This window comes from Methanococcoides vulcani (genome assembly GCF_900111645.1).
GTDB classification, from domain to species: Archaea; Halobacteriota; Methanosarcinia; order Methanosarcinales; family Methanosarcinaceae; genus Methanococcoides; species Methanococcoides vulcani.
Genome location: NZ_FOHQ01000003.1, coordinates 104,185 through 125,305, shown reverse-complemented (window position 1 = coordinate 125,305; position 21,121 = coordinate 104,185). Strand labels below are relative to the sequence as shown.

The window sequence follows — 21,121 nt, the reverse complement described above, 5'->3', positions numbered from 1 at the left end:
TATATTTGATCTGGAATCACCCTAGATCAGTATTTTTTAATACTTTCTGCAAAATTACCGTTCAGCTCCAAAGTCTTCCTTAGAAGATTATACTCAACGTCATTTCCAGGAAATAGCGTGAAATCCTTGTTTTCAGCATGTACCTTATCAAGCGATGCTATCTGAAATTGACACCCCTTGTACTCACTTGCATTAAAGGAACTTTCATTCCATTCTTCAAACTGTGAGATTTGGTCTTGCAGAATCTCATCAGCGGCAGTCCTTGCAGTAACTTCGTTTGATAATGCATCCCATAACTCATCAATATCGGATAGTGTACCTTCGACTTTTATCAACTAGGCGTCTTTGTTGGGACTGTGCTTGATTATTTTATATTTGCCGAAATAGTTAGAAGTAAACAAAAAAGGTAAAAGTTCAGACCGACCTCTGAACTTTCTCGAACTCTTCCTGTATTTCCTGTTCCGGCTCCTCACCAAATCTGGTAACCAGCCAGATAGCAATGCTGGAAAGCACGAATCCCGGTACGATCTCGTAGAGATCGAAGATTCCACCTGAGAGCTGTTTCCAGACGATGACCGTGATACCACCAATGAGTATTCCTGCAAGGGCTGCATTCCTTGTCATCTTCTTTGAGAATAGTGAGAAGATGATGGCAGGGCCGAAAGCTGCACCAAATCCTGCCCATGCATAGGCTACAAGTTCAAGGACTGAACTTTCCGGGTCGAGTGCGAAATAGTATGCAAGAAGGGAGATTCCGATAACCGTGAACCGTCCCATCCAGACAAGTTGTCTCTGGCTGGCATCTGACTTGAAGAGCAGCGTGTATATGTCTGTAAAAGCAGAAGATGCCACAAGTAACTGTGAGTCAGCAGTACTCATTATGGCTGCCAGGATCGCTGCCAGCATTACTCCTGCAACGATCGGGTGGAAGAGGCTGTTGACCATTACTATGAACACGGTCTCGCTTGTTGCTCCTGCAAGGAACTCGGGAACAAAGGCCCTTCCGACAAGACCGATGAACACTGCAAATACGAGGGAGATGGTGACCCATGACATGGCTATTGCACGGGACTGCTTGATCTCCCCAAGGTTGTTGATGGCCATGAAACGCACAAGGATGTGTGGCTGTCCGAAATAACCGAATCCCCAGGCCATGAGAGATACTATTGCCATCAATGAGATCATGGTCCCGTCAGAACCTGTTAATGGGCTCAGGAGGCTTGGATCGATCGTCCTTATGATATCAGTTGTCGAAGAGATACCTCCAAGTCCGTTCATGGCTGTTAAAGGTACTAATGTAATAGCAAGGATCATGAGCAGGGCCTGGAAGAAATCGGTCCAGCAGACTGCCATGAATCCTCCCATGAAAGTATAGAAGATGATGGCAAGCACTCCGATGGTAAGCGCTGTGACATATTCGCCCCCGAAGACCGTGCTGAAAAGCTTACCGCCGGCAACGAAACCGGAGGATGTGTAGAAGAGGAAGAATATCAGGATGAATAGGGCTGAGATCGTTCTCAGGAGTTTGCTCTTGTCACGGAAACGGTTCTCGAAATACACTGGAATTGTGAGGGCATCACCTGCTTCCATTGAATATTTTCGAAGCCTCTTGGCAACGAACTTCCAGTTAAGGTATGTTCCGATTCCCAGTCCAAGGGCGATCCATATCGCTTCCATTCCTGCAAGGTACGCATAACCGGGTAATCCCAGAAGCAGCCAGCCGCTCATGTCCGATGCCTCGGAACTTAAAGCGGTTACCCATTTGTTCAGTTTCCTGCCACCAAGAATATAGTCGGACAGGTTCTCGGTTCTCTTATAATAGTAAAAACCGATCGCTAGCATAAAAAGCAGATATAATGCAATTATGATTACAACACTCTGGTTTCCGGATGTAATTTCCATGAATTAATGATCTCCTGTGGACATTGGTCTTTGAATTGGTCTTAAGATACAGTTTTTCCGTTATCAATGCTATAATTTTTCGGCGAGGAATTAAAATCCTTGAGCAACGACTGTTTTGCAAAGCTATTCTGCCCCACATTATCTATATTTTCAAAAGGATATAAAGGTAAGAGATGGATGCATCGAGGAACTGAAAAAAATTTAGATGCATCCGTTCTCGTTATTAGCTCAAATAGACTCCTGCACCGAGCCACCAGGTATCATCGACCTTTTGGACATAGCTCATCTTGGGTTCAAGGGTCATATTGTGAGCTGGGTTATGGTAATGGTAGAAGATGAAACCACCATCTTGCTGCGCCAGAAGGATCTCGACCTGGGTGTAATTTACGCCATAGGGGTCCTGAAGCCCGGAGAGATCGGTTCCAATCAACTGGGGCTGATAGGGGAGCGCCAGGGTCGATCCATTATAATCGAAGGCGTAAATGTAGAGATTGTCGCGGACAAACGTACCGTTCTGGTCATTGAACTCCGCGATCGCGGCATCCTTTCCGTTCGTATGGGCATACGCAATCGCTTCCCCTACAAAGGATTCCAAGCTCTCTCTTACCTGGGAATCTGTGCCCGTCCTCACGACCGGCGAATCCTCCTGCGGATCGTAGATACCGGCTCCGATGAACCAGCCCTCGTCCACCATCATCACGTAGCTGAGTTTTTGTTTGACCGTGAAGTTATCTGCAGGGTCTACATAGAGATACCGGGCGAAGCCCCCGTCGGACTGTGCGGTGGCTGCCATATCCTGGATAAACGCGGTGCCGTTTGCATCAGTGATGTTCCACCGGTTCATCCCGAGGACCTCGGGCTGGAATGGAAGGGCCAGTGTGGTGCCTTCGGTATCGTAGGCGAAGATATAAAGTTCGCCGTCAACGAACTGGCCAGTCTGGTTATTGAACTCCCTGAGAGCGGCTTCCTGTCCATGGACATGCGCATATTCATAGGCTATTTCGACGAATGCCACGAGCTCACCTGGAGATACGGTGGAACTGGAAGCTGGCGACAGCGCATCGGTCGGCGTTGCTTCCGATTGGTTCTGAGGAAGAGCGGTATCGGTGTCTGTACAGCCGGCGCCAAGGACAGCTATCAGTACGAGTGCAACAGTAAAAAGGATTGTATTAGTTCTCATAAATAAGAATTGGAGTTTACATTAATAAATATTAGCGTCTTTCAAGATTTCTCAAGAATTTCAGCCATAATCTTCTTATTTTGTATTAACAAAAGCAGGAGACATAATATTTGCTGATAGACTATACTATCTTAAACTGGATATAAAGGATATAAAATCAAGTACAAGAGGCTAACCATAGTTTAAGCTATCAGACCCCTTTAACCGTCATATCCCATTCTCTTAACCTATTCCTAACATGAGCATTCAAAATATACGGCGTATTGCTCTTAGCGTTCTGCTTCATATAATGCAAAGTACCCTTAGAGAAACCCATCTTCTTCCATTTCTTACCTGCATTAAATCCCCTGAATCCTCTAAGGACATTTGCCGTTGAAACAGTAGACCACAATGTAGATTTTAATTCTAATTAGCCGTGGATCTTATTCTGAATAAGTTGAGTCAGAGGATGGGCACTATTAAGGGAGAGCTCATTCTTTTTCTTCTTTTTCCATGATCTCTTTGATCTTCTTATCTTCCCAACCTTTACCGAATTTGCTCACACTAATTCCTTGTAGCACTACAAAGATTCCCCATCCAATAATCGGCCAGTGAACCCACCAGCTTCCCCCATCAGAATAGTCGATAAAAAATAGCACGACCATAATCACCAAGTATACTGCTAGATGGTTGTAGAACTTTTTGAGTTCCTTTACTCGTTCCTGGGCACGTAATAATTTGTCATCTCTTTCTTCCATTTAATACCACTCCCTTTTGTAAAATGAGGGATAACTATTTGATATTTTGGGATGTGTCCAACTTTGCAGAAATATAGAGCTGTTCTTTTAAGCAGTAACTGGGTTGTGGTAATTACCACATAAACCGTTGCCATATTTTCTTTGTAATATCCCCACATAAAAAAGAGGGGATATATACAACGCTAGAAAGGTGTACCAGATGGTGCGAAGTATCTGCACAACATTTTTTAAAAAACGTTCCGTAGGATTTGGGATATGATCCGCAAGCGGATGTCTGGGGATAAAAGACATAAGCTTGTCAGAACTATGCCGGAACTAACAACAACGCATTATTACTTCCAGTAATTAATATCGATATCCTTATGTATTATTGCGAATATCCTATAGTTACAGGTGAAAATACAATGAGTCGTGTAATTGGTCTAAATGCCCCTTCATTTACGGTTGTCGCAGGAAGGTTTGCAGACAGGGTCTTAAATGCTCTTTTTGTTAGTGGTGAACATTCCATGTCCATGGGTCTCTACAGTTGCTCGGGTGGTTCCTGTAAATCTTCAGTTACAGAGAACATAGTTGATGGAAATTAAGGGATTCCTTCCCCCAAAAATATGGGGGATATAATTATCACAAAAAACACTATGGGTCTGCAATTTAGCACACGATCATCAGATAAGCTGCTTTAAAAAAATTATTATCGAACTTCAAGTCTATCGTTAAACATTGATAGTTTTTCTCATGTAAACACGGGTATCATCACGACCGATCTCTGACCACCCCAAATGATGATAAAAAGAAATATTCTCGGTTAATAATACATGAGTTGCTAAACGCATTTCCAGATAGCCTCTGCGTTTAGCTTCTGACTCAGCGAGATCCATTAGCCGCCGGCCTAGACCAGTTCCCTGGAAATCAGGTCGTACCGCCACATTTGCTATTGTAGTATAATCATCTTCGAAGATCAAGATCAAGCCACCGACTATCTCTTTGTCAGATTCAGCGACCCAGACAGGAAAATAGGTGATCTCCTCTTCATAATCAACGTCCATAGGCGGTAATCGTTCCCCTTTGAGCCTGTCCAGATACTTTGTGTAAGCCAGATCCATACAACTTTTGAGATACTTCGCATCATCGATTGAAGCTTTTCGTATATGCCAGCTTCTTTGTTTCGCATTTTGGGTTTGCATTTTGACCATAAATAACTATCAATAAACTTTACTTATGAATATAACAATTTATGACAGCATTGCTTTAAGTTGCTTTTGCTATTGGGAATTACTATTAAATTAAGCCTACACCGCTCAAAAGATCAAATCATAGGATTATATATACAACCATAAAATATACTAATTAGCATATCGACATAATACAAACAATTCAACAGTATATATAGGGAATATGGAGGGGGCTAATCTGGATGGAAGTAATATAATTCAGCGTGAATTTGCTGTCGAAGGATCTTGTAAAGATCCTACCGAATTGTTTGTAGATCCTGAGATCTTAAGTCCTGTTTTTGAGGATATTCCTATGATCATGATCCTTGTTAATCAGGACGGGAAAGTTGAATACATCAATCGGACTGCTACTATTGCATTAGGGAAAGAAAAAAAAGATAGTATTGGCCTCCTTGGTGGTGAACTGTTTGGATGTATGAATTCGATCAAAGGCGAAGGTTGCGGGAAAAACAGAGAATGCTCAGAATGTACTGTAAGAAACTCTGTAATGCACACTTTTGAAACCGGTGAAAGCATTTACAAAAAGGAAGGCGAATTGGAAATCGTAACCAATAACAAGTCTGTAACACTTAATTTTTTAATTTCAACAACATTGATACAACAAAATAATGAACCACTTGTGCTGCTAACTGCGGATGATATTACTGAACAGAAGAACAATGATCTTGCCTTTGAGGAAGCAATTCGGAAACAGAAGGCTCTGGAAGATATCATAAACAATAGTTCTACAATGGTATTCTTATGGAGGGCAGAGGATTTCTGGCCTGCAGATTATACTTCTGAGAATGTTTCAAAGCTTGGTTATTCAGCTGAGGATTTCATACTTGGACGAATTACTTATGGTGATCTGGTCCATCCCGATGATTATCAAATGGTATGGGATACACTTGCAGAGAAGTGCGAGGATGGTAGTGACAACTATACCTCGGAATATCGTTTGATAACAAAGGATGGAAAGTTATTATGGGTAAGTGAAAAGACCTTTATTCTGAGGAACGGCAAGGGACAAGCAACTCACTTCCAGGGAATTGTCCAGGATATCACCGAGCGCAAGGAAGCAGAGGAGGCAATGCTCCATGCCAAACTTGCTGCGGAAGCTGCCAACACGGCCAAGACCGAATTCATCTCAAATATAAACCATGAGCTAAGAACTCCTCTTACTTTGATCATCGGATTCTCGAATCTGCTTTGCAGTGAAGATTACGGCTCTTTGAATGAACAGCAGAAAAAGTACATATCCACGATTCTTAACAATGGAAATCATCTTTTGAAGCTTATCAATGATCTTCTGGATTTCTCAAACATTGAAACCGGGGAGATGGAACTTCATGTTAATGAATTCCGGGTATCCGATGCTATTGATGAAATAGAAGCATTGATGGTACCTCTTTCAAAAAAGAAGGGCATCGACCTGACATGTAACATCGATATCGAAAAGCCTACCATAAAAGCAGACATGCCAAAATTCAAGCATATCCTTTACAACCTCGTTAACAACTCCATAAAATTCACCGGTCAGGGAGGGGCAGTGACCATTGGTGGCAAAATTTCTGATGAGGCTGTTGATTTCTTCGTAAAGGATATTGGCATCGGCATTTCACCGGAGGATCAGGAAAAACTGTTCAAGCCTTTCTTCCAAGTGGATTCATCAAACTCAAGAGAATATGGCGGTACAGGGCTTGGCCTTGCTCTTGTCAAGAAATTTGTTGAAATGCATGGTGGTGAGGTCTGGGTAGAAAGTGAACTTGGAAAAGGAAGTACATTTGGATTTAGCATACCAAATGAACCTGAAAACCCATCCTACTGATTTGTTCCAGATGGTTTAACAGATCCATCTGATCAGAAGATAGTTCCCCTGTAGATCTGCAACCATCATTTGAAACTACAACAGGTCATCACGCTTATCGTTGTACTTCATGCAATTCAAAGTAGATGTTTTTTACAGTAACAAATTCGAATTATCTCCTCCCACTTTTCCAACCTCTCTCTCACATGAGGATGGAGAGTAAACGGCTTATCACTCCTGGTGTTTTGCTTCATGTAATACAAAGTACCCTTTGATGATCCCATCTTCTACCAGTTAGAATAAAACATATGCAGTATCTTTTGCCTTCGATCATCAGAATCAGCTCTCCAGACTGCAAAGACATTTTCCGAAATAAATAGACCTATTTTGAATACGTTAACTTAAGTTTCATCCATCATTATCCCATGACAAAAACGATCTCCAGCAGGCTTTCGATTAGCAGGCCACCCAACCAGGACGCCAGCGGGATCAGTAAATAGGCCATCACATGCACAATTGTTAAGCTTTCAAAAGGCCATTCCGGCACATCTTCAATGAGTTTAAGATTTGCAACCAGATCTGCCATATGTCCGGGTGATATGTCCGGTGAACCGCTATGCAGGAGGGTTTCAGATTGGTGTATCTTTTCGCGTGTCCATTTTAATTCTGCTTCTTTGATCTCATGAATCCGCTGGTGCACACCTCTCATTGGCAACCAGAAGCCAAGCAATGCAATTGCTTAAGGGGGGGGCAGGATGGAATTTGAAGAACCTTCTGATATGCTGGAAAAAAACAGATCAGGAGTTTTGAAATTTACAATGGCATATAGACATGATTTATTGTCCATGACATAGTATTTTGATCTTTGACCATGATGACACTGTAACCCTAATTTGACAGTTTATAAAAATTAATGCTAATTTTGGTGGTATTTTGCTTATTTCCATCAATATTTGCCCAATCTGCAACTAAAATAAGAACATATCACAAATTATAGTTTTTACATAACATTAGTTAATACACATATTTAATTTAGTAACAACTGTCAAATTCTATAGGGTTAAAAAATAGAACTGTCAAAGTTGGGCTGTAACAGCAATGTTTCTACATGTATAGGATCTTAAGAAGGTAATCGGATTTCTACAGGATTTAACATCTCATTTTTTTAAAAATATAAACCTTGAAATGATCAAATGTGATATTGAACATGGAACCTATAAACAACCCTTATCTCATCCATTTCCCTGTATTCTACCTCAAAGTTGCCTTCATCTGCAATATATGTCAGGTCATCAAGGTCTTTGAAGATGACCTCGCAGGTAATGTTCTCTGGAAGCAATGAGCTGAAATTATCACATTTTTTTGTGATCTCCTGTATCATCCTTTTTGTTTCACCTGCATCAAAGGTTCCATCCTTATCCGGACTATAGATTATTTCGGTTGTTAGTGTTTCCTTGTCCAGCAATGTCATCCAGAATCCATTGATCTGTGAATCTTTTATGGCGTAATCTTTTATTTCGAAACTCTTGTTGATCACATTCTTCAATTTTGAACACCTTTTATTTTATTAAGTTCAATGTCATAAATCAGTTTTCATGATGCTCCTACGTTATAAAAAGTAACTTCAAAACAAAACATTTATATTTCATCAAAGAAGTGCATATGTCCACATCAATGCATAAATATATGCAATCTTTCAGCTCCAATATGTGAATCTGCTTAATTATTTTCTTTTCATACCTATTACCATTCAAGAGGAACGATATTGACCAGTAAACGTATATTAATGGGCAACGAAGCGATCGCTTTTGGAGCGATGAAGGCCGGCGTTCAGATAGCAAGCGGTTATCCGGGTACACCTTCGACCGAGGTGATGGAGACCATCATCTCCAATGCGAACAAATATGGCATATATGCCGAATGGGCGACCAACGAGAAGGTGGCACTTGAAACAGCAGTGGGCGCCGCCTACTCGGGTGCCAATGCCATGGTCACCATGAAACAGGTGGGACTGAACGTGGCATCAGACCCCCTCATGAGCCTTTCCTACATAGGAGTAAAGGGTTCGCTTGTGATCCTTGTCTCCGATGACCCCGGCCCCCATTCATCCCAGACCGAACAGGATACAAGGGCCTTTGGTCACTTTTCAAATATCCCTGTCCTGGACCCCTCCACTCCTCAGGAGGCTTATGACATGGCAAAGTTGGCCTTCAAGCTATCACATGAAATGGAGATCCCTGTGATACTCAGGACCACGACGCGTGTATCCCATGGCTGTGCTGATGTAATGATCGAGGACATAGACCCGGCATCCCGTGACATAGAGGGTTTTGTAAAGGATCCAAAGTGGGTCATATTCCCGAAACTGACAGCCCAAAGGCACCCCTGGCTTGAAGAGCTCCAGGTCAGGCTCTCAGATCGTTTTTCTGAGTACTTCAAAGAGAACTCTTTTAACTCAATATCAAAAGGAAACAGCAAGATCGGCATGGTAGCCTCTGGTGTTTCCTATCTGTACGCAAAGGAAGCTATAAAGGATAGCTCTGAAACCTTCTCCCTTTTCAAGATCGGGACAGTCCATCCTTTCCCTGAAAAGGCAGCCCTTGAATTCCTCAGCAATATCACAGACCTGATAGTGATCGAGGAACTTGACCCATACCTTGAGGAGCAGTTCCTGCAATTGATAGGCAGGCATCATCTCGATATGAACATATATGGAAAAAAGAACGGTCATTTCCCTCTAAGCGGAGAATATAACGTCGATACCGTTATCGATGGGGTGAACAGCTCACTTAAAGATATCAATACAGACGTTCCTTTCCTGTACCATTCATCACCTGTGATCGATAAGGAGAATGTACCTCCACTTCCCGTAAGACCTCCCACATTATGTGCAGGCTGCATGCACAGGACGGTATTCTACGCATTCAAAAAGGCTGCCGGGAAATTGAGGACAGAAAAAGGCATGGAGTCCATATTCTCAGGGGATATCGGATGCTACACCCTCGGAAATGCCAGGCCACTCAATATGGTGGACACATGTCTTTGCATGGGGGCAGGGATCAGTATAGCAGCAGGTCTGTCCCATACACATCATTATCAAAGGGACCAGAAGGCAAAACAGGTGGCATTTATCGGTGACTCTACCTTTTTCCATTCCGGGGTTGCCGCTGTGATAAGTGCAGTATACAACAATGCTGACATCACTGTAGCTGTTCTTGACAACCGGACCACAGCCATGACAGGTCATCAACCCCATCCGGGTATTGGTCTGACAGCCACAGGCGTTTCCACAAAGGTCATTGATATAGCCGATGTCCTCAGAAGCTGCGGGGTGGATCTTGTCGAGACCATAGAGGTCAATGACCTTGGCGAATGCATAGATACGGCAAAAAGGGCCATGGAGTTCGAAGGTCCTTCTGCTGTCGTGTTCAAAGGAAGATGTGTGGGGATCACAAAAGGAAAGGAGCAATATGTGGTTGATGAAGGAAAATGTACCGGTTGCATGCTGTGTGTCTCTCAGCTTGGATGCCCTGCCATATTCTCGACATCTTCCGGGCTACCGGTCATACAGGACAACTGCACCGGTTGCAGTCTGTGTGCACAGGTCTGTCCATCGGATGCTATTGTTCTAAAGGAGGATTCACAATGAAATTCGATATTCTTATCGCGGGTGTGGGCGGACAGGGTGTTGTGCTTGCATCCCGTCTGCTTGCAACGGCTGCCATGGATGCTGGTTTTCATGTAACCACCGCTGAGACCATCGGCATGGCCCAGAGGGAAGGGTCGGTTACCAGTCATATCAGGATCGGGGATGAGGTATGCGGCTCACTTATCCCATCCGGAAATGCCGACCTCATAATAGGACTTGAGCCTGCTGAGGCTGCAAGGAACATTCATTTTCTGGGCATGAATGGCAGCATTGTTGTAAATGAGCATGCTGTAATGCCCTCTGTTCTAAATGGATGTGTTGAATACGATCCTTATCAGGTCCTCGAATTCCTGAAGGGGAACTGTCGGGATATCTTATCTGTCGATTTCACACAGCTTGCAAAGCAGGCAGGGACCTACAGGGCAGCAAACGTTGCCATGCTGGCAGCAGCTGCAGGTGCCGATCTAATTCCATTCTCCTCCGGGGATCTGTGGAATGTGCTTGAGAAGATGGTGCCGGAAAAGTACAGGGATGTGAACAGGAAGGCCTTTGACATGTCCCTCGAAAGGGTCTCAGGTATAAAGAACCCTGAACAGCAGGCAATGGATGTCTGATCTTCCAGAGGTGATGCGAATGTTCAATGTTTGTGTGAATAATGATCTAAAGGAAAACGCTCCTGAAAATGAGGATGAACGATTCAGTTTATGTGAGGAAGAGCAAACTGTCAAGCTCAAACAGCTTCTCAAAAGGGTTGCATTGGGAAGCTCCTTCTATCAGAGGAAGTTCGAAGAGGCTGGGATAGATGTCGATTCTATCAAAACCCTGGAAGATATTGCAAAGCTTCCGTTTACCACTAAAGAGGAATTACGGGATGCTTACCCCCTGGGTCTACAGGCTGTCCCGGATGAGGATATCATAAGGATACATTCGTCATCAGGCACAACCGGCAGTCCTGTCATTATCCCATATACACAGGGGGATGTTGATGTATGGGCAGATATGATGATGCGCTGCTACCAGATGGCAGGTCTTACCAGAAATGACAGGATACAGATCACACCCGGATACGGACTTTGGACCGCAGGCATAGGTTTTCAGGCAGGTGCCGAGCTTCTCGGGGCAATGGCAGTTCCAACAGGACCGGGAAATACAGAAAAACAGTTGCAGATGCTGCTCGACCTCAAGTCCACAGCACTTGCAAGCACCTCATCCTACGCCCTCCTCCTTGCAGAGGAGATCAACAAAAGAGGCTTGAGGAACAATATCAACCTGAAGGTCGGGATCATAGGTTCCGAGCGCTGGAGCCCTAAGATGAGGTCCCGTATCGAGGATGAGCTCGGGATCGAGAGCTTTGACATCTTCGGTCTCACCGAGATATACGGACCCGGTGTTGCCATAGATTGCTCCATGCATGATGGTCTTCACTACTGGTCAGACCACCTGCTCTTTGAGATCATAGACCCTGTCACAGAAGAGAGGTTGCCCGATGGAACCCTTGGGGAGCTTGTCATAACAACTCTTACAAAGGAAGGTGCACCCCTTATACGCTACAGGACAAGGGACCTTACACGCATCATCCCCGAACCCTGCAAATGTGGCTGCCCCTTCCCTCGCATAGACCGTTTGCTAGGACGTACCGATGACAGGATAAAGATCAAAGGTGTCAACGTCTATCCCGGCCAGATCGAGGATGTCATACAGAGGGTCGAAGGCGTCAGCAGCGAATACCAGATAGTTCTTGAAAGGAAACAGGGCAGGGATTCAATGCTCTTCAGGGTCGAGATCGATGGTGCAAATGACCCTGGAATAAATTCAGGAGCTGCAAAAGTACTGTATAAAGCCTTCAGGGACTTTATAGGTATCAGTGTAGATGTGGAATGCGTCGGAATGGGAGAACTCCCCCGCAGTGAGAAGAAGAGCAAGAGGGTCATTGATAACAGGGATATGTAAAAAGACCCCATTCTTTTTTCAAAATACCTTCTCAAATCTGTACAGTGAATAAGATTGCTATAGTGTGATTCTTAAAAACAAACATTATAAATAGTTTCTATTTAATAGTAGAAGTTATTGAACTGTGCAAGATTTACTAATGGGAAAGCCAATGACGTTTTGTTCAAATTGTAGAGCAGAGATTGATGAAAAAGCTGCAATGTGCCCAAAATGTGGAGTTCCCACTGGCACACGAGATCCAACATTACAATCTCCCAAGGATCCTGGATTAGCAGCTGTTTTATCCCTTTTATTCAGTGGTTTAGGACAAGTTTACAACGGTGAACTTAGAAAAGGAATTGGAATATTAGTAGGTGTTGTTGTTGGATGGGTTACTTTTCTTATCCCGGGACTAATAATATGTATATATGGAGTTTATGATGCTTACACCACCTCAAAAAAAATGAATGCAGCTGAGATACCATTCAAAAAAGCAGATCGTGCAGATTACATTCTTTTTATATTGGTTTTCTTGATTCTGATCGGAGTATTTGCCGCTATTTTACTTTGGATGGGGTTACTGTAAACACAGAAACCCTGTTTTACATCAGATTTTGACCTGAACTAAAGGCATGTTTCCCAGAAACATTTTTGTTTCCTGATATGGAAACAGTACTATGATGCGAAGATATAATATCACCCACATCATTAAAGATCAAAATTCAAATCAAGGAAACGAATGAACAATGCCAGACGCAAAAACACATGACAAGATAAACATTGCAGTGCTGATAGTTATACTGGCAGGCCTTTCCTATCTTACGATATGGAAGGAAAATGAGATGGCTGTCGGATATCTGGATATTTACAGGATATCGGTCTTTTCTATATCTTATCTGTTTGCAACATTCTTCCTTAGCCCGGACCTTGATATCGAAAGCAAACCCTACAAAAGATGGAAGATGTTCAAGATCCTCTGGTGGCCCTACAAGGTTATATTCAAACACAGGGGATTTTCTCATAATCCTGTCATCGGACCCCTTTCCATTGTGATTAACCTTGCATTGATAGTGGCAGTTTTGCTGCTGCTTATAGGTGTTGATCTGTACAAGATCCCTTTAAGGTTCATTCTAGCAGCCACAGCAGGGATGTGTCTGTCAATGGAGATCCATATAATATCGGACTTCCTGATATCAAAAACGAAACGTTATTTTTGAGAATTAGTGAGAAGTTTCGTTCTATTAAATTCCGGAAAGGGGAATTTTGAAGGTTATTTTTGTACCTTGTGCATAAATCAGGGTAGTAGATATCCTGAAAATAAATATTTGAATTTATTCAATTTCAACAAATTCCACATAATCACTTGACGTTTTAATAGCTGAATCGAACATATTCCCCTCATGATTGATCTTCCTGATGTATTCAAGTTTCTCTTTATTCATATCAGCTTTATCCAATGCTCTAATAACACAACTGATCAAAGCATGAACATCATTAGTTTCACCGTAAAAAGCACATTTTGGTTTATCGGACATTATAGCTCCCATAACAAATATAACAAAATGAATGAACATTTGTCATCCATTCACAAAATGAAAATAAATCATTACCAATTATCATAAACCTTTAAAAAAACTCATTGAGTATAATGTCCTCTATCTTTAATAAGGTTTGTATTCAGTCACATAAAACAAATTAAGCAAAATCACACAAACTAAGTGATAATTACCACATCAGTAAATGCCTGAGCCTGCTTAACGATTTGAAATGCCGGGATCATCCTTGATCTTCTCAGATCCATGATCAATAAATAGTTCATAAACACCCTTTTGAGGATCATTCGAAAAGCAGCTCAACGTTTTACTGCCTTACCATTGTTTTCAGATATCTGAAAACCAACAGTGATATATCTGGTCAGACCATGAGTGGCATTAGTCAACTAGTTCATCAAGACCTCCCAAGAATAATAGATTCCCAAGTGCGGCTTTTTGGATCGAATTGGTATAAAATATAAAGGGAGGAAAACAAATGGAAAGAAGAGGTTTCAACAACGGACCAAGAGAGATGCACAAAGCAAAATGTGCTGACTGCGGTCAGGAAACAGAAGTGCCTTTCGTACCGGACCCAAACAGACCGGTATACTGCAGGGAATGCTTCCAGAGCCACAGACCACCTAAAAAATACTAAGTGGATGTGAATAATAATATTTTCATAAAGATCAAAGTGAAATGTGCGATTAGATAGAATATTTCTATCATGATCGCACGATCTATTTTTGGATTAATTTTTAGATCAAATTTTGTTTTAAGCAGTCTTGAGTATCATAAACAAGACCATATTAGTTCTGATCCATCCATGACAGAAACCAACATTTACCAGTTATCCAAACGTTTTGAAAAAATAACTCTTAATGAACCAGACAACTGTAAAAGCAGTTGTTACTATGACGTAAGACCAGATATCCATCCCGCTATTTTCTTGTGACAGGATCGTCACTAAACCCAAAAATGCAATCAAAAGAACAGCAAACCACGTTAGTTCTTTCATCAATTGTTCTTTCATTATGATATTCCTGCTTTTAAGAGGGAATATTTATCTGGCTCATAGATATGCTTTTTTGCTTTTTAATTGAATATCCTTTAGAAATATTTAATAACTAAAACCGTGCTCTTGTTAATGAGAACAATGAGAGGATATATCAATAAATCAGAGATTCGCATGTTTTTGATCTTTGGATTCATGCTTTTGCCTATGGCGGTCCTGTGTTATCAGCAGGAGCTTTCGTTAGGGATAATATCTTCTTATCCGCTTTTCATCATACTGGTTCTCATGCTTCTTGGTGCTAATATTGAGCTCCCTGTCAGTACGATCAGAACAAAGAAAACACAGGATCTTCAAAGGGATGCAGCAACATTGGAAGAGGTCTATTCAGTACCTCTGGTAAAAGATATCTCATCCAGCATGAAGCTGGCATTTAATACGGTCATTACCCTCAACCTCGGGGGCTTCATAGTTCCTTTTGCTGTAATGCTATTCCTGATCGTCTTCCAGCCTGACTTTGTAGGGCTTGAGATCATGCTGATCATGATAGTAGCTGCAACACTTCTCTCTGATTTTGTCAACGGCATTGGCATTGTGATGCCGGATTACATCGGACTCATAGCAGTGCCTTTCGCATTGATCTTTGCACCGGAGAATGCAGCTACCGTTGTATTCGTATCAGGTATTGGTGGTATCCTTCTGGGAAATATCACCGGACTTCTGATGTTCGATAAAGAGAATAAAGGAAGTGCTTTCATCAACCTTGGCGGGGTTGGAAGCTTTAAAGCAGTATATGTGACAGCAATAGTTGCAGCATTAATATCCTGGTTCGTTTGAAGAAGAATTCTGATGCATGTTCATCCTCTCCTGAAGCTTGCTGGCTGTAAGGTTTACGGTCCTGTACTTTGAAATACCCTTATCTGTGAACCTGAACGGTTGCGGGGAAGCGTCCACGCGGGTAGCTCTCATTTTCTGGACAGCCATAACAGGGGTCAGATTTGCTTCGACCTCATTTGCCTGCATCTTATCAAGGAAGATTATCCCATCCCCAAGGAAATCATATGTGTCATATGACTTGGTCTCAATTCCGAACTCTTTTTCAGTTACAAGGAAAGAAGTGATATTTTTTGTCTTAAGCATCTTATGTAATGTACGCCATTCCAGGGATTTCCTGAACTCAGCAGGATCAGTGAACATGTTCAGGGAATCGAAAACGATCCGTCGTGGCTTATACGCCTCTATAATCTCACCGATCTCCTCAAATGACAACATTGACATGCCGAACACCTCAAGGTAGCCATCGTCGATATGCTTGCCAATATCCCAGCCAAATCGCATGAAATGCTGAATTAATTGCTGTATCCTTTCTTCAAAGGAGAAAAAGAGGCATTTCTCATCGTTCTTGATGCCTTCCATCAAAAACTGCATGCAAAGGGTAGTTTTACCTGTTCCCGGAGGACCTGTCACAACAACTGTAAATCCTTCAGGAATACCGCCTTCAAGCATGTCATCAAGCCCGACAACACCAGTATTGACCCTTTTGATAGCCTTCTCGATATTGTTCGTATCGATCTTGGATTTGAACTTGCTACTATCAAGGGACATCAGCGCCTTTTCAAGTACAAGGTTCTTGGCTCCAAGTTCCTTCTCATACCTTTCAAGTATCTTAATAGCGTCAGAACTTAATGTTGTGTGAACAGGGAACTTGTTTCTTGCCATAAACGTAGATTGAAGACTATATATTTAAGGCTTACTTCATGTGTCCACAGATATGAATATTATGTCCATCATTGCTCTTCTTTAGGGTAGCCACGTCCTTCAAGGAACTTGCCACGTCCTTTTTCAGCAATGACCTCATTTTCCCAGACAACTTCACCCCTGGCGATCGTGGTCATCGGGAAGATGGCATCCATGCCTTCAAATGGAGTCCAGCCGGCTTTACTGTGAAGCTTGTCAGCTTTAATAGGAGTTGCACTGCGTGTATCAACAATGATCAGGTCTGCATCATACCCTTCCGCAAAAACTCCCTTTGAGTGGTGTGTATCAAGGCCAAATATATGCGCAGGGTTCCTGCTTGTGACCTCGATCATCCTGCCGATCGGAAGAATGTTCTTCTTGACCGCCATGAGCATGAGCGGCATAAGCGTCTCGACTCCCGGAACACCTGATGGTGCACTCCTGATATCAAGGTCCTTATCGAATTCAGAATGTGGTGCATGGTCTGAAGCTATAGCATTCACAGTTCCATCATTGACCGCGTTCATAAGCGCTTTCACGTTTCTGCGGTCACGCAGTGGCGGGTTCATCTTTCCAAAAGTTCCCAGCTTGTCCCAGTCCCTTGTAGATAAGAACAGATGGTGCGGGGCGACTTCACAGGTAACAGTATGCTCGCGGTTCTCTGCTGCTGCAACATATTTTTCCTTACGGATAAGCCCCAGCGCCTCAAGTGTGCTGATATGACAGAAGTGTGATCTTGTACCCTTTTCTGCAATTACTTCAAGTGCTTTCTCGACAGCATATCCTTCACAGAGGTTTGAACGTATTCGTGAATGTGATGACGGGGAAAGGTCATTCTTAAGCAGTTTTTCATTTTCCAGGCGGATGTTCTCATCTTCGGCATGAATGCAGGCCACCGCATCAAGCTCTTTAATGATCCCGAGTGCCTGCGAGAAATCCTCTTCGTTTATGTTCAGCCCACCAGTGGATTCTGCCATGAATATCTCGCCAAATGATGTCACTCCAAGCTCCCAGAGCAATGAAAGGGATTCAAGGTTCTGTGTTACACCGCCATTGATACCAAAATCAATTACAGACTTGCGATTTGCCAGTTTCAGCTTTTCCTTAAAAGAGGATTTACCAACAGTCGGAGGTATGGTATTCGGATGCTCTATAACAGTAGTAATTCCGCCTGCTGCTGCCGAGCATGAACCAGTGTGCCAGTCTTCCTTCTTTATCATACCCGGCTCCCTGAAGTGCACGTGCGCATCTATGCCTGCAGGTATGGTCAGTGCTCCTTTAGCATCGATCAGAAGGTCCGGGTCAGCTCCGGTGATATCCTTTGCAATACGCTCGATCTTTCCATTGTTGATCAATACTTCTCCTGGCTGCAAAAAGTTGTTGTAGAAGACCTTTGTGTTCTTAATAAGGATATCAGTCATAGATCGGAGCTCCTTTTGAAAATTATGAAATTTAGATCATGATGAAGTCAACGTTGGGATTTACTTTTTTATGTATTATAAAACTGTTCTTTGTTGTTTTAGCTTTCGTCGTTATCCTATTCTTGTACAAGTAAAGACTGAACGATTCGATCAAATTTTCTAAAATATATAGAATATATATTAATATATAAGATATTGAGCATTATATATTGAAATATAGAATATACAGAGAAATACTATATACGATTCACCTTATTTCCTTCCTTACAGGTCGAGACATTAGAATTCAGATCTGAAAACAAAAACCACTTTAGTTCAATAAGGTGAAAAAACCAATGTCCAAGAAATCAATGTCATATATGATCACGCTTTTGCTGGTCACTTCACTTGCTCTTTTCGGAGCAGGGTGTGTGGGTAATGACACTACTGATTCCGGTAGTGAAGAAATGCAGTCAATTATTATCAAGGGATCGGATACCGTTCTTCCACTTGCACAGGCAGAAGCCGAGGAATTCATGATAGAAAACCCTGAAAGCACAATATCCATCATCGGAGGGGGGTCAGGTGTCGGTATTGCAGCACTCATTGATGGCGAAGTTGACATCGCAATGGCATCAAGAGCAATGAAAGGATCAGAGATCGAGAATGCACAGACAAATGGTGTCGATCCTATACAGCAGACAATTGCATGGGATGGTATCTCTATTGTAGTAAACCCGGAAAACCCTGTATCTGATCTGACATTCGAACAGCTCAAAGCGATCTATGTAGGAGACATCTCCAACTGGAATGAAGTTGGTGGCGAAGACCGTGAAATAGTCGTCCTCTCACGTGACAGCAGTTCCGGTACATACGAATACTTCAAGGACGAAGTAATGGAAGGCAATGAATACAGGGCTGATGCACTTATCAATCCATCAACAGGAGCAATCACCCAGACTGTATCACAGAACCAGAACGCTATCGGCTATGTCGGTGTTGCTTACCTTGACGAGACCGTAAAGGCACTTGCAGTCGACAAGGGCAGTGGTGCTGAAGAACCAACATCCGAGAACATCCTTTCCGGTGAATATCCACTTGCAAGACCACTTTACTTCTACACCGACGGTGAACCAACAGGCCTTGCACTTGAGTTCATCGAGTTCGTCTCAAGTGAGACCGGAGAAGAAACGATCTTTGAAGTAGGATACTTCCCTGCTTGATCTTTTTTACGATCCTCTAAGGATTAAGGGATGACTTATGTTGCATAGAAAAAAGAAGGAAAAAGCAATTGAATCCACTCTCTTAATGGTAAGTGGAGTTACAGTTGTAGCTCTTTTCCTTCTTTGTTTTTTCCTTTTCAGGGAAGGATTCCTTTTGTTCGGTGATCATTCCATCATTTCGTTCATAACCGGAAGTTCATGGTATCCATCGTCATCGCCAGCAAAATTCGGATTATTGCCATTATTAACAGGATCACTGATCGTAACAGCTGGAGCCATCCTTCTCTCAGTACCTCTTGGCATTGCTTCCGCGGTATATATATCAGAACTTGCAGACCCTAAAGTGGCACAGCTGATCAAACCATTTGTAGAGATCCTCGCAGGTATACCTTCAGTTGTTTATGGTTTCTTCGGCCTTGTAATAGTAGTCCCATTGCTACAGGATCTATTAGACCTCCCCACAGGACAGACCGCACTGGCCGGTTCTATCATGCTCGGAATGATGGCGCTACCTACCATCATATCAGTATCAGAGGATGCTATAAATTCAGTGCCCGCTGCACTCAAGGAAGGTTCCCTTGCCCTTGGAAGTACCAAGTGGCAGACCATTTACAGGGTAGTATTGCCGGCAGCATTGTCAGGTATTTCCGCAGCCGTTATGCTTGGTATAGGTAGGGCGATCGGAGAGACCATGACCGTCATGATGGTAACAGGAAACACTGCGATCATACCCGGGATCCCCGAAGGACTTTTCGATCCCGTAAGGACCATGACCGCAACCATTGCACTTGAAATGGGAGAAGTCCCACAGGGAAGTGAACATTTCCATGCGCTGTTCGCAGTCGGATCTGTGCTTTTCCTAATAACGTTCATAATCAATCTTATCGCTGACAGTGTTAAGAAGAAATACAGGCTTCAGGAGGGAGTTTGATGTTACTTCGACCAAAGACCTCCGAGAAACTGGCATTTGCCACGCTGAAGCTCTGTATGGCAATTGTTCTCGCTTTCGTATCCATCCTTGTGATCTACATTGTTATGAACGGCTACAGCGTGCTCAGCCTTGATTTCATAACCCAGATGCCAATGAAAAGAATGACCGAAGGAGGCATTTATCCGGCAATTGTGGGAAGTCTCATGCTGATCGGACTTTCAATGGCCTTCGCAATCTCTCTTGGCATACTCTCGGCAGTTTACCTGAATGAATATTCAACTCCGGGACGTGTTTCCTGGGCCATTGAGATGGCGATCAATAATCTTGCAGGTACACCATCAGTGGTGTTCGGTCTTTTCGGACTGGCATTGTTCGTCAAATACTTCGGATTTGGAGCTTCTCTCCTGTCGGCTTCTTTGACATTGGCTTTGCTCATTTTGCCCGTGATCATTCGTGCGAGCAAAGAAGCATTGATGACAGTACCACAGGAATACAGGGAAGCTTCCCTCGCACTTGGTGTTACCAAATGGCAGACCACAAGAAAGGTCATACTTCCTGCAGCAATTCCCGGAATGATGACAGGTATAATCCTGAGCATCGGCAGGGTTGCAGGCGAAACAGCACCAATCCTGCTTACAGGAGCCGCATACTTCCTGCCAAGAATACCGGATTCGGTGTTCTCCCAGTTCATGGCATTACCATACCACCTTTTCGTACTGGCAACCTCAGGTACAAGTATAACACAGACACGTCCGATCCAGTATGGAACAGCACTGATACTGCTCTTGATAGTTGTTTTCATGAACAGCATTGCAGTAGTAATAAGAAGACATTACCGGAACAAATTGAACAGGTAAAAGAGAATTCAAGGATGATC

22 protein-coding genes are annotated in these 21,121 nt (G+C 42.9%); 12 read left to right on the top strand and 10 right to left on the bottom strand.

Annotation, left to right across the window (positions count from 1 at the left end):
- Positions 1 to 26: 26 nt before the first annotated feature.
- The 4 genes from BMX02_RS05930 to BMX02_RS05915 form a co-directional block, all read right to left on the bottom strand.
- Positions 27 to 335 carry a hypothetical protein gene (locus BMX02_RS05930; protein WP_091689778.1) on the bottom strand — a complete coding sequence of 103 codons (309 nt, stop codon included), beginning with the start codon at positions 333 to 335 and terminating at the stop codon, positions 27 to 29.
- Between the two features lie 79 nt (positions 336 to 414).
- Positions 415 to 1,902, bottom strand: a complete 1,488-nt coding sequence (putP, locus tag BMX02_RS05925; protein WP_210409177.1) for a sodium/proline symporter PutP — start codon at positions 1,900 to 1,902, stop codon at positions 415 to 417.
- 223 nt (positions 1,903 to 2,125) lie between these two features.
- Complete coding sequence (locus tag BMX02_RS05920) at positions 2,126 to 3,082, bottom strand: cache domain-containing protein (protein ID WP_244625151.1); 957 nt, start codon at positions 3,080 to 3,082, stop codon at positions 2,126 to 2,128.
- A gap of 470 nt (positions 3,083 to 3,552) precedes the next feature.
- Positions 3,553 to 3,819, bottom strand: a complete 267-nt coding sequence (locus BMX02_RS05915; RefSeq protein ID WP_091689777.1) for a 2TM domain-containing protein — start codon at positions 3,817 to 3,819, stop codon at positions 3,553 to 3,555.
- A gap of 404 nt (positions 3,820 to 4,223) precedes the next feature.
- On the opposite strand from BMX02_RS05915, the gene BMX02_RS05910 reads away from it, so the two are divergent.
- Positions 4,224 to 4,403 carry a hypothetical protein gene (locus BMX02_RS05910; RefSeq protein WP_091689776.1) on the top strand — a complete coding sequence of 60 codons (180 nt, stop codon included), beginning with the start codon at positions 4,224 to 4,226 and terminating at the stop codon, positions 4,401 to 4,403.
- 126 nt (positions 4,404 to 4,529) lie between these two features.
- Here BMX02_RS05910 and BMX02_RS05905 read toward each other — a convergent pair whose 3' ends face one another.
- Complete coding sequence (locus BMX02_RS05905) at positions 4,530 to 4,919, bottom strand: GNAT family N-acetyltransferase (protein ID WP_167879310.1); 390 nt, start codon at positions 4,917 to 4,919, stop codon at positions 4,530 to 4,532.
- Positions 4,920 to 5,211: 292 nt separating this feature from the next.
- Here BMX02_RS05905 and BMX02_RS05900 point away from each other — a divergent pair, with 292 nt between their 5' ends.
- Positions 5,212 to 6,855: an ATP-binding protein gene (locus tag BMX02_RS05900; RefSeq protein WP_091689774.1), complete on the top strand. Its 1,644-nt coding sequence runs from the start codon at positions 5,212 to 5,214 to the stop codon at positions 6,853 to 6,855.
- Between the two features lie 397 nt (positions 6,856 to 7,252).
- Here the strand turns inward: BMX02_RS05900 and BMX02_RS05895 are convergent, their stop codons facing one another.
- Positions 7,253 to 7,534 (bottom strand): hypothetical protein, encoded by a 282-nt coding sequence (locus BMX02_RS05895; RefSeq protein WP_135644052.1) that lies wholly within the window; start codon positions 7,532 to 7,534, stop codon positions 7,253 to 7,255.
- Between the two features lie 489 nt (positions 7,535 to 8,023).
- Positions 8,024 to 8,371 carry a hypothetical protein gene (locus BMX02_RS05890; RefSeq protein WP_244625174.1) on the bottom strand — a complete coding sequence of 116 codons (348 nt, stop codon included), beginning with the start codon at positions 8,369 to 8,371 and terminating at the stop codon, positions 8,024 to 8,026.
- A 228-nt stretch (positions 8,372 to 8,599) separates the two neighbouring features.
- Between BMX02_RS05890 and iorA the strand changes: the two genes are divergently transcribed.
- From iorA to BMX02_RS05865, 5 genes are all read left to right on the top strand, one after another.
- A complete protein-coding gene (iorA, locus tag BMX02_RS05885) occupies positions 8,600 to 10,483 on the top strand; it encodes an indolepyruvate ferredoxin oxidoreductase subunit alpha (protein ID WP_091689771.1) in 1,884 nt (627 codons plus the stop codon).
- On the top strand, positions 10,480 to 11,097 hold the full coding sequence (locus BMX02_RS05880) for an indolepyruvate oxidoreductase subunit beta (RefSeq protein ID WP_091689770.1): 618 nt from the start codon (positions 10,480 to 10,482) through the stop codon (positions 11,095 to 11,097). Before iorA ends, BMX02_RS05880 begins: the two co-directional genes overlap by 4 nt.
- Positions 11,090 to 12,433: a phenylacetate--CoA ligase family protein gene (locus tag BMX02_RS05875; protein ID WP_244625152.1), complete on the top strand. Its 1,344-nt coding sequence runs from the start codon at positions 11,090 to 11,092 to the stop codon at positions 12,431 to 12,433. The genes BMX02_RS05880 and BMX02_RS05875 overlap by 8 nt, the downstream gene beginning before the upstream one ends.
- A 139-nt stretch (positions 12,434 to 12,572) precedes the next feature.
- A complete protein-coding gene (locus tag BMX02_RS05870; protein WP_210409178.1) occupies positions 12,573 to 12,998 on the top strand; it encodes a zinc ribbon domain-containing protein in 426 nt (141 codons plus the stop codon).
- Positions 12,999 to 13,158: 160 nt separating this feature from the next.
- Positions 13,159 to 13,629 (top strand): metal-binding protein, encoded by a 471-nt coding sequence (locus BMX02_RS05865; RefSeq protein WP_091689769.1) that lies wholly within the window; start codon positions 13,159 to 13,161, stop codon positions 13,627 to 13,629.
- Between the two features lie 114 nt (positions 13,630 to 13,743).
- Here the strand turns inward: BMX02_RS05865 and BMX02_RS05860 are convergent, their stop codons facing one another.
- On the bottom strand, positions 13,744 to 13,947 hold the full coding sequence (locus BMX02_RS05860) for a hypothetical protein (RefSeq protein ID WP_135644055.1): 204 nt from the start codon (positions 13,945 to 13,947) through the stop codon (positions 13,744 to 13,746).
- A gap of 493 nt (positions 13,948 to 14,440) precedes the next feature.
- Between BMX02_RS05860 and BMX02_RS05855 the strand changes: the two genes are divergently transcribed.
- The gene (locus BMX02_RS05855; protein ID WP_091689767.1) at positions 14,441 to 14,599 is read left to right on the top strand and encodes a CxxC-x17-CxxC domain-containing protein; all 159 of its coding nucleotides are present in this window, start codon (positions 14,441 to 14,443) and stop codon (positions 14,597 to 14,599) included.
- 489 nt (positions 14,600 to 15,088) lie between these two features.
- Positions 15,089 to 15,790, top strand: coding sequence for a DUF1614 domain-containing protein (locus tag BMX02_RS05845; RefSeq protein ID WP_245725352.1), 702 nt, complete (start codon positions 15,089 to 15,091; stop codon positions 15,788 to 15,790).
- Here the strand turns inward: BMX02_RS05845 and BMX02_RS05840 are convergent.
- Both BMX02_RS05840 and BMX02_RS05835 read right to left on the bottom strand, forming a co-directional pair.
- A complete protein-coding gene (locus tag BMX02_RS05840; RefSeq protein WP_091689764.1) occupies positions 15,770 to 16,672 on the bottom strand; it encodes an RAD55 family ATPase in 903 nt (300 codons plus the stop codon). The two genes, BMX02_RS05845 and BMX02_RS05840, sit on opposite strands and share 21 nt — an antisense overlap.
- A 68-nt stretch (positions 16,673 to 16,740) precedes the next feature.
- Positions 16,741 to 18,111: a dihydroorotase gene (locus BMX02_RS05835; RefSeq protein ID WP_091689763.1), complete on the bottom strand. Its 1,371-nt coding sequence runs from the start codon at positions 18,109 to 18,111 to the stop codon at positions 16,741 to 16,743.
- 335 nt (positions 18,112 to 18,446) lie between these two features.
- On the opposite strand from BMX02_RS05835, the gene BMX02_RS05830 reads away from it, so the two are divergent.
- Genes BMX02_RS05830 through pstA form a run of 3 tightly spaced genes read left to right on the top strand, consistent with a single transcriptional unit; the run spans position 18,447 to position 21,101 of the window.
- Positions 18,447 to 19,313, top strand: coding sequence for a PstS family phosphate ABC transporter substrate-binding protein (locus BMX02_RS05830; RefSeq protein ID WP_091689762.1), 867 nt, complete (start codon positions 18,447 to 18,449; stop codon positions 19,311 to 19,313).
- Between the two features lie 37 nt (positions 19,314 to 19,350).
- Positions 19,351 to 20,244: a phosphate ABC transporter permease subunit PstC gene (gene pstC, locus BMX02_RS05825; RefSeq protein WP_091689761.1), complete on the top strand. Its 894-nt coding sequence runs from the start codon at positions 19,351 to 19,353 to the stop codon at positions 20,242 to 20,244.
- On the top strand, positions 20,244 to 21,101 hold the full coding sequence (pstA, locus tag BMX02_RS05820) for a phosphate ABC transporter permease PstA (RefSeq protein ID WP_091689760.1): 858 nt from the start codon (positions 20,244 to 20,246) through the stop codon (positions 21,099 to 21,101). The genes pstC and pstA overlap by 1 nt, the downstream gene beginning before the upstream one ends.
- Positions 21,102 to 21,121: the final 20 nt, after the last annotated feature.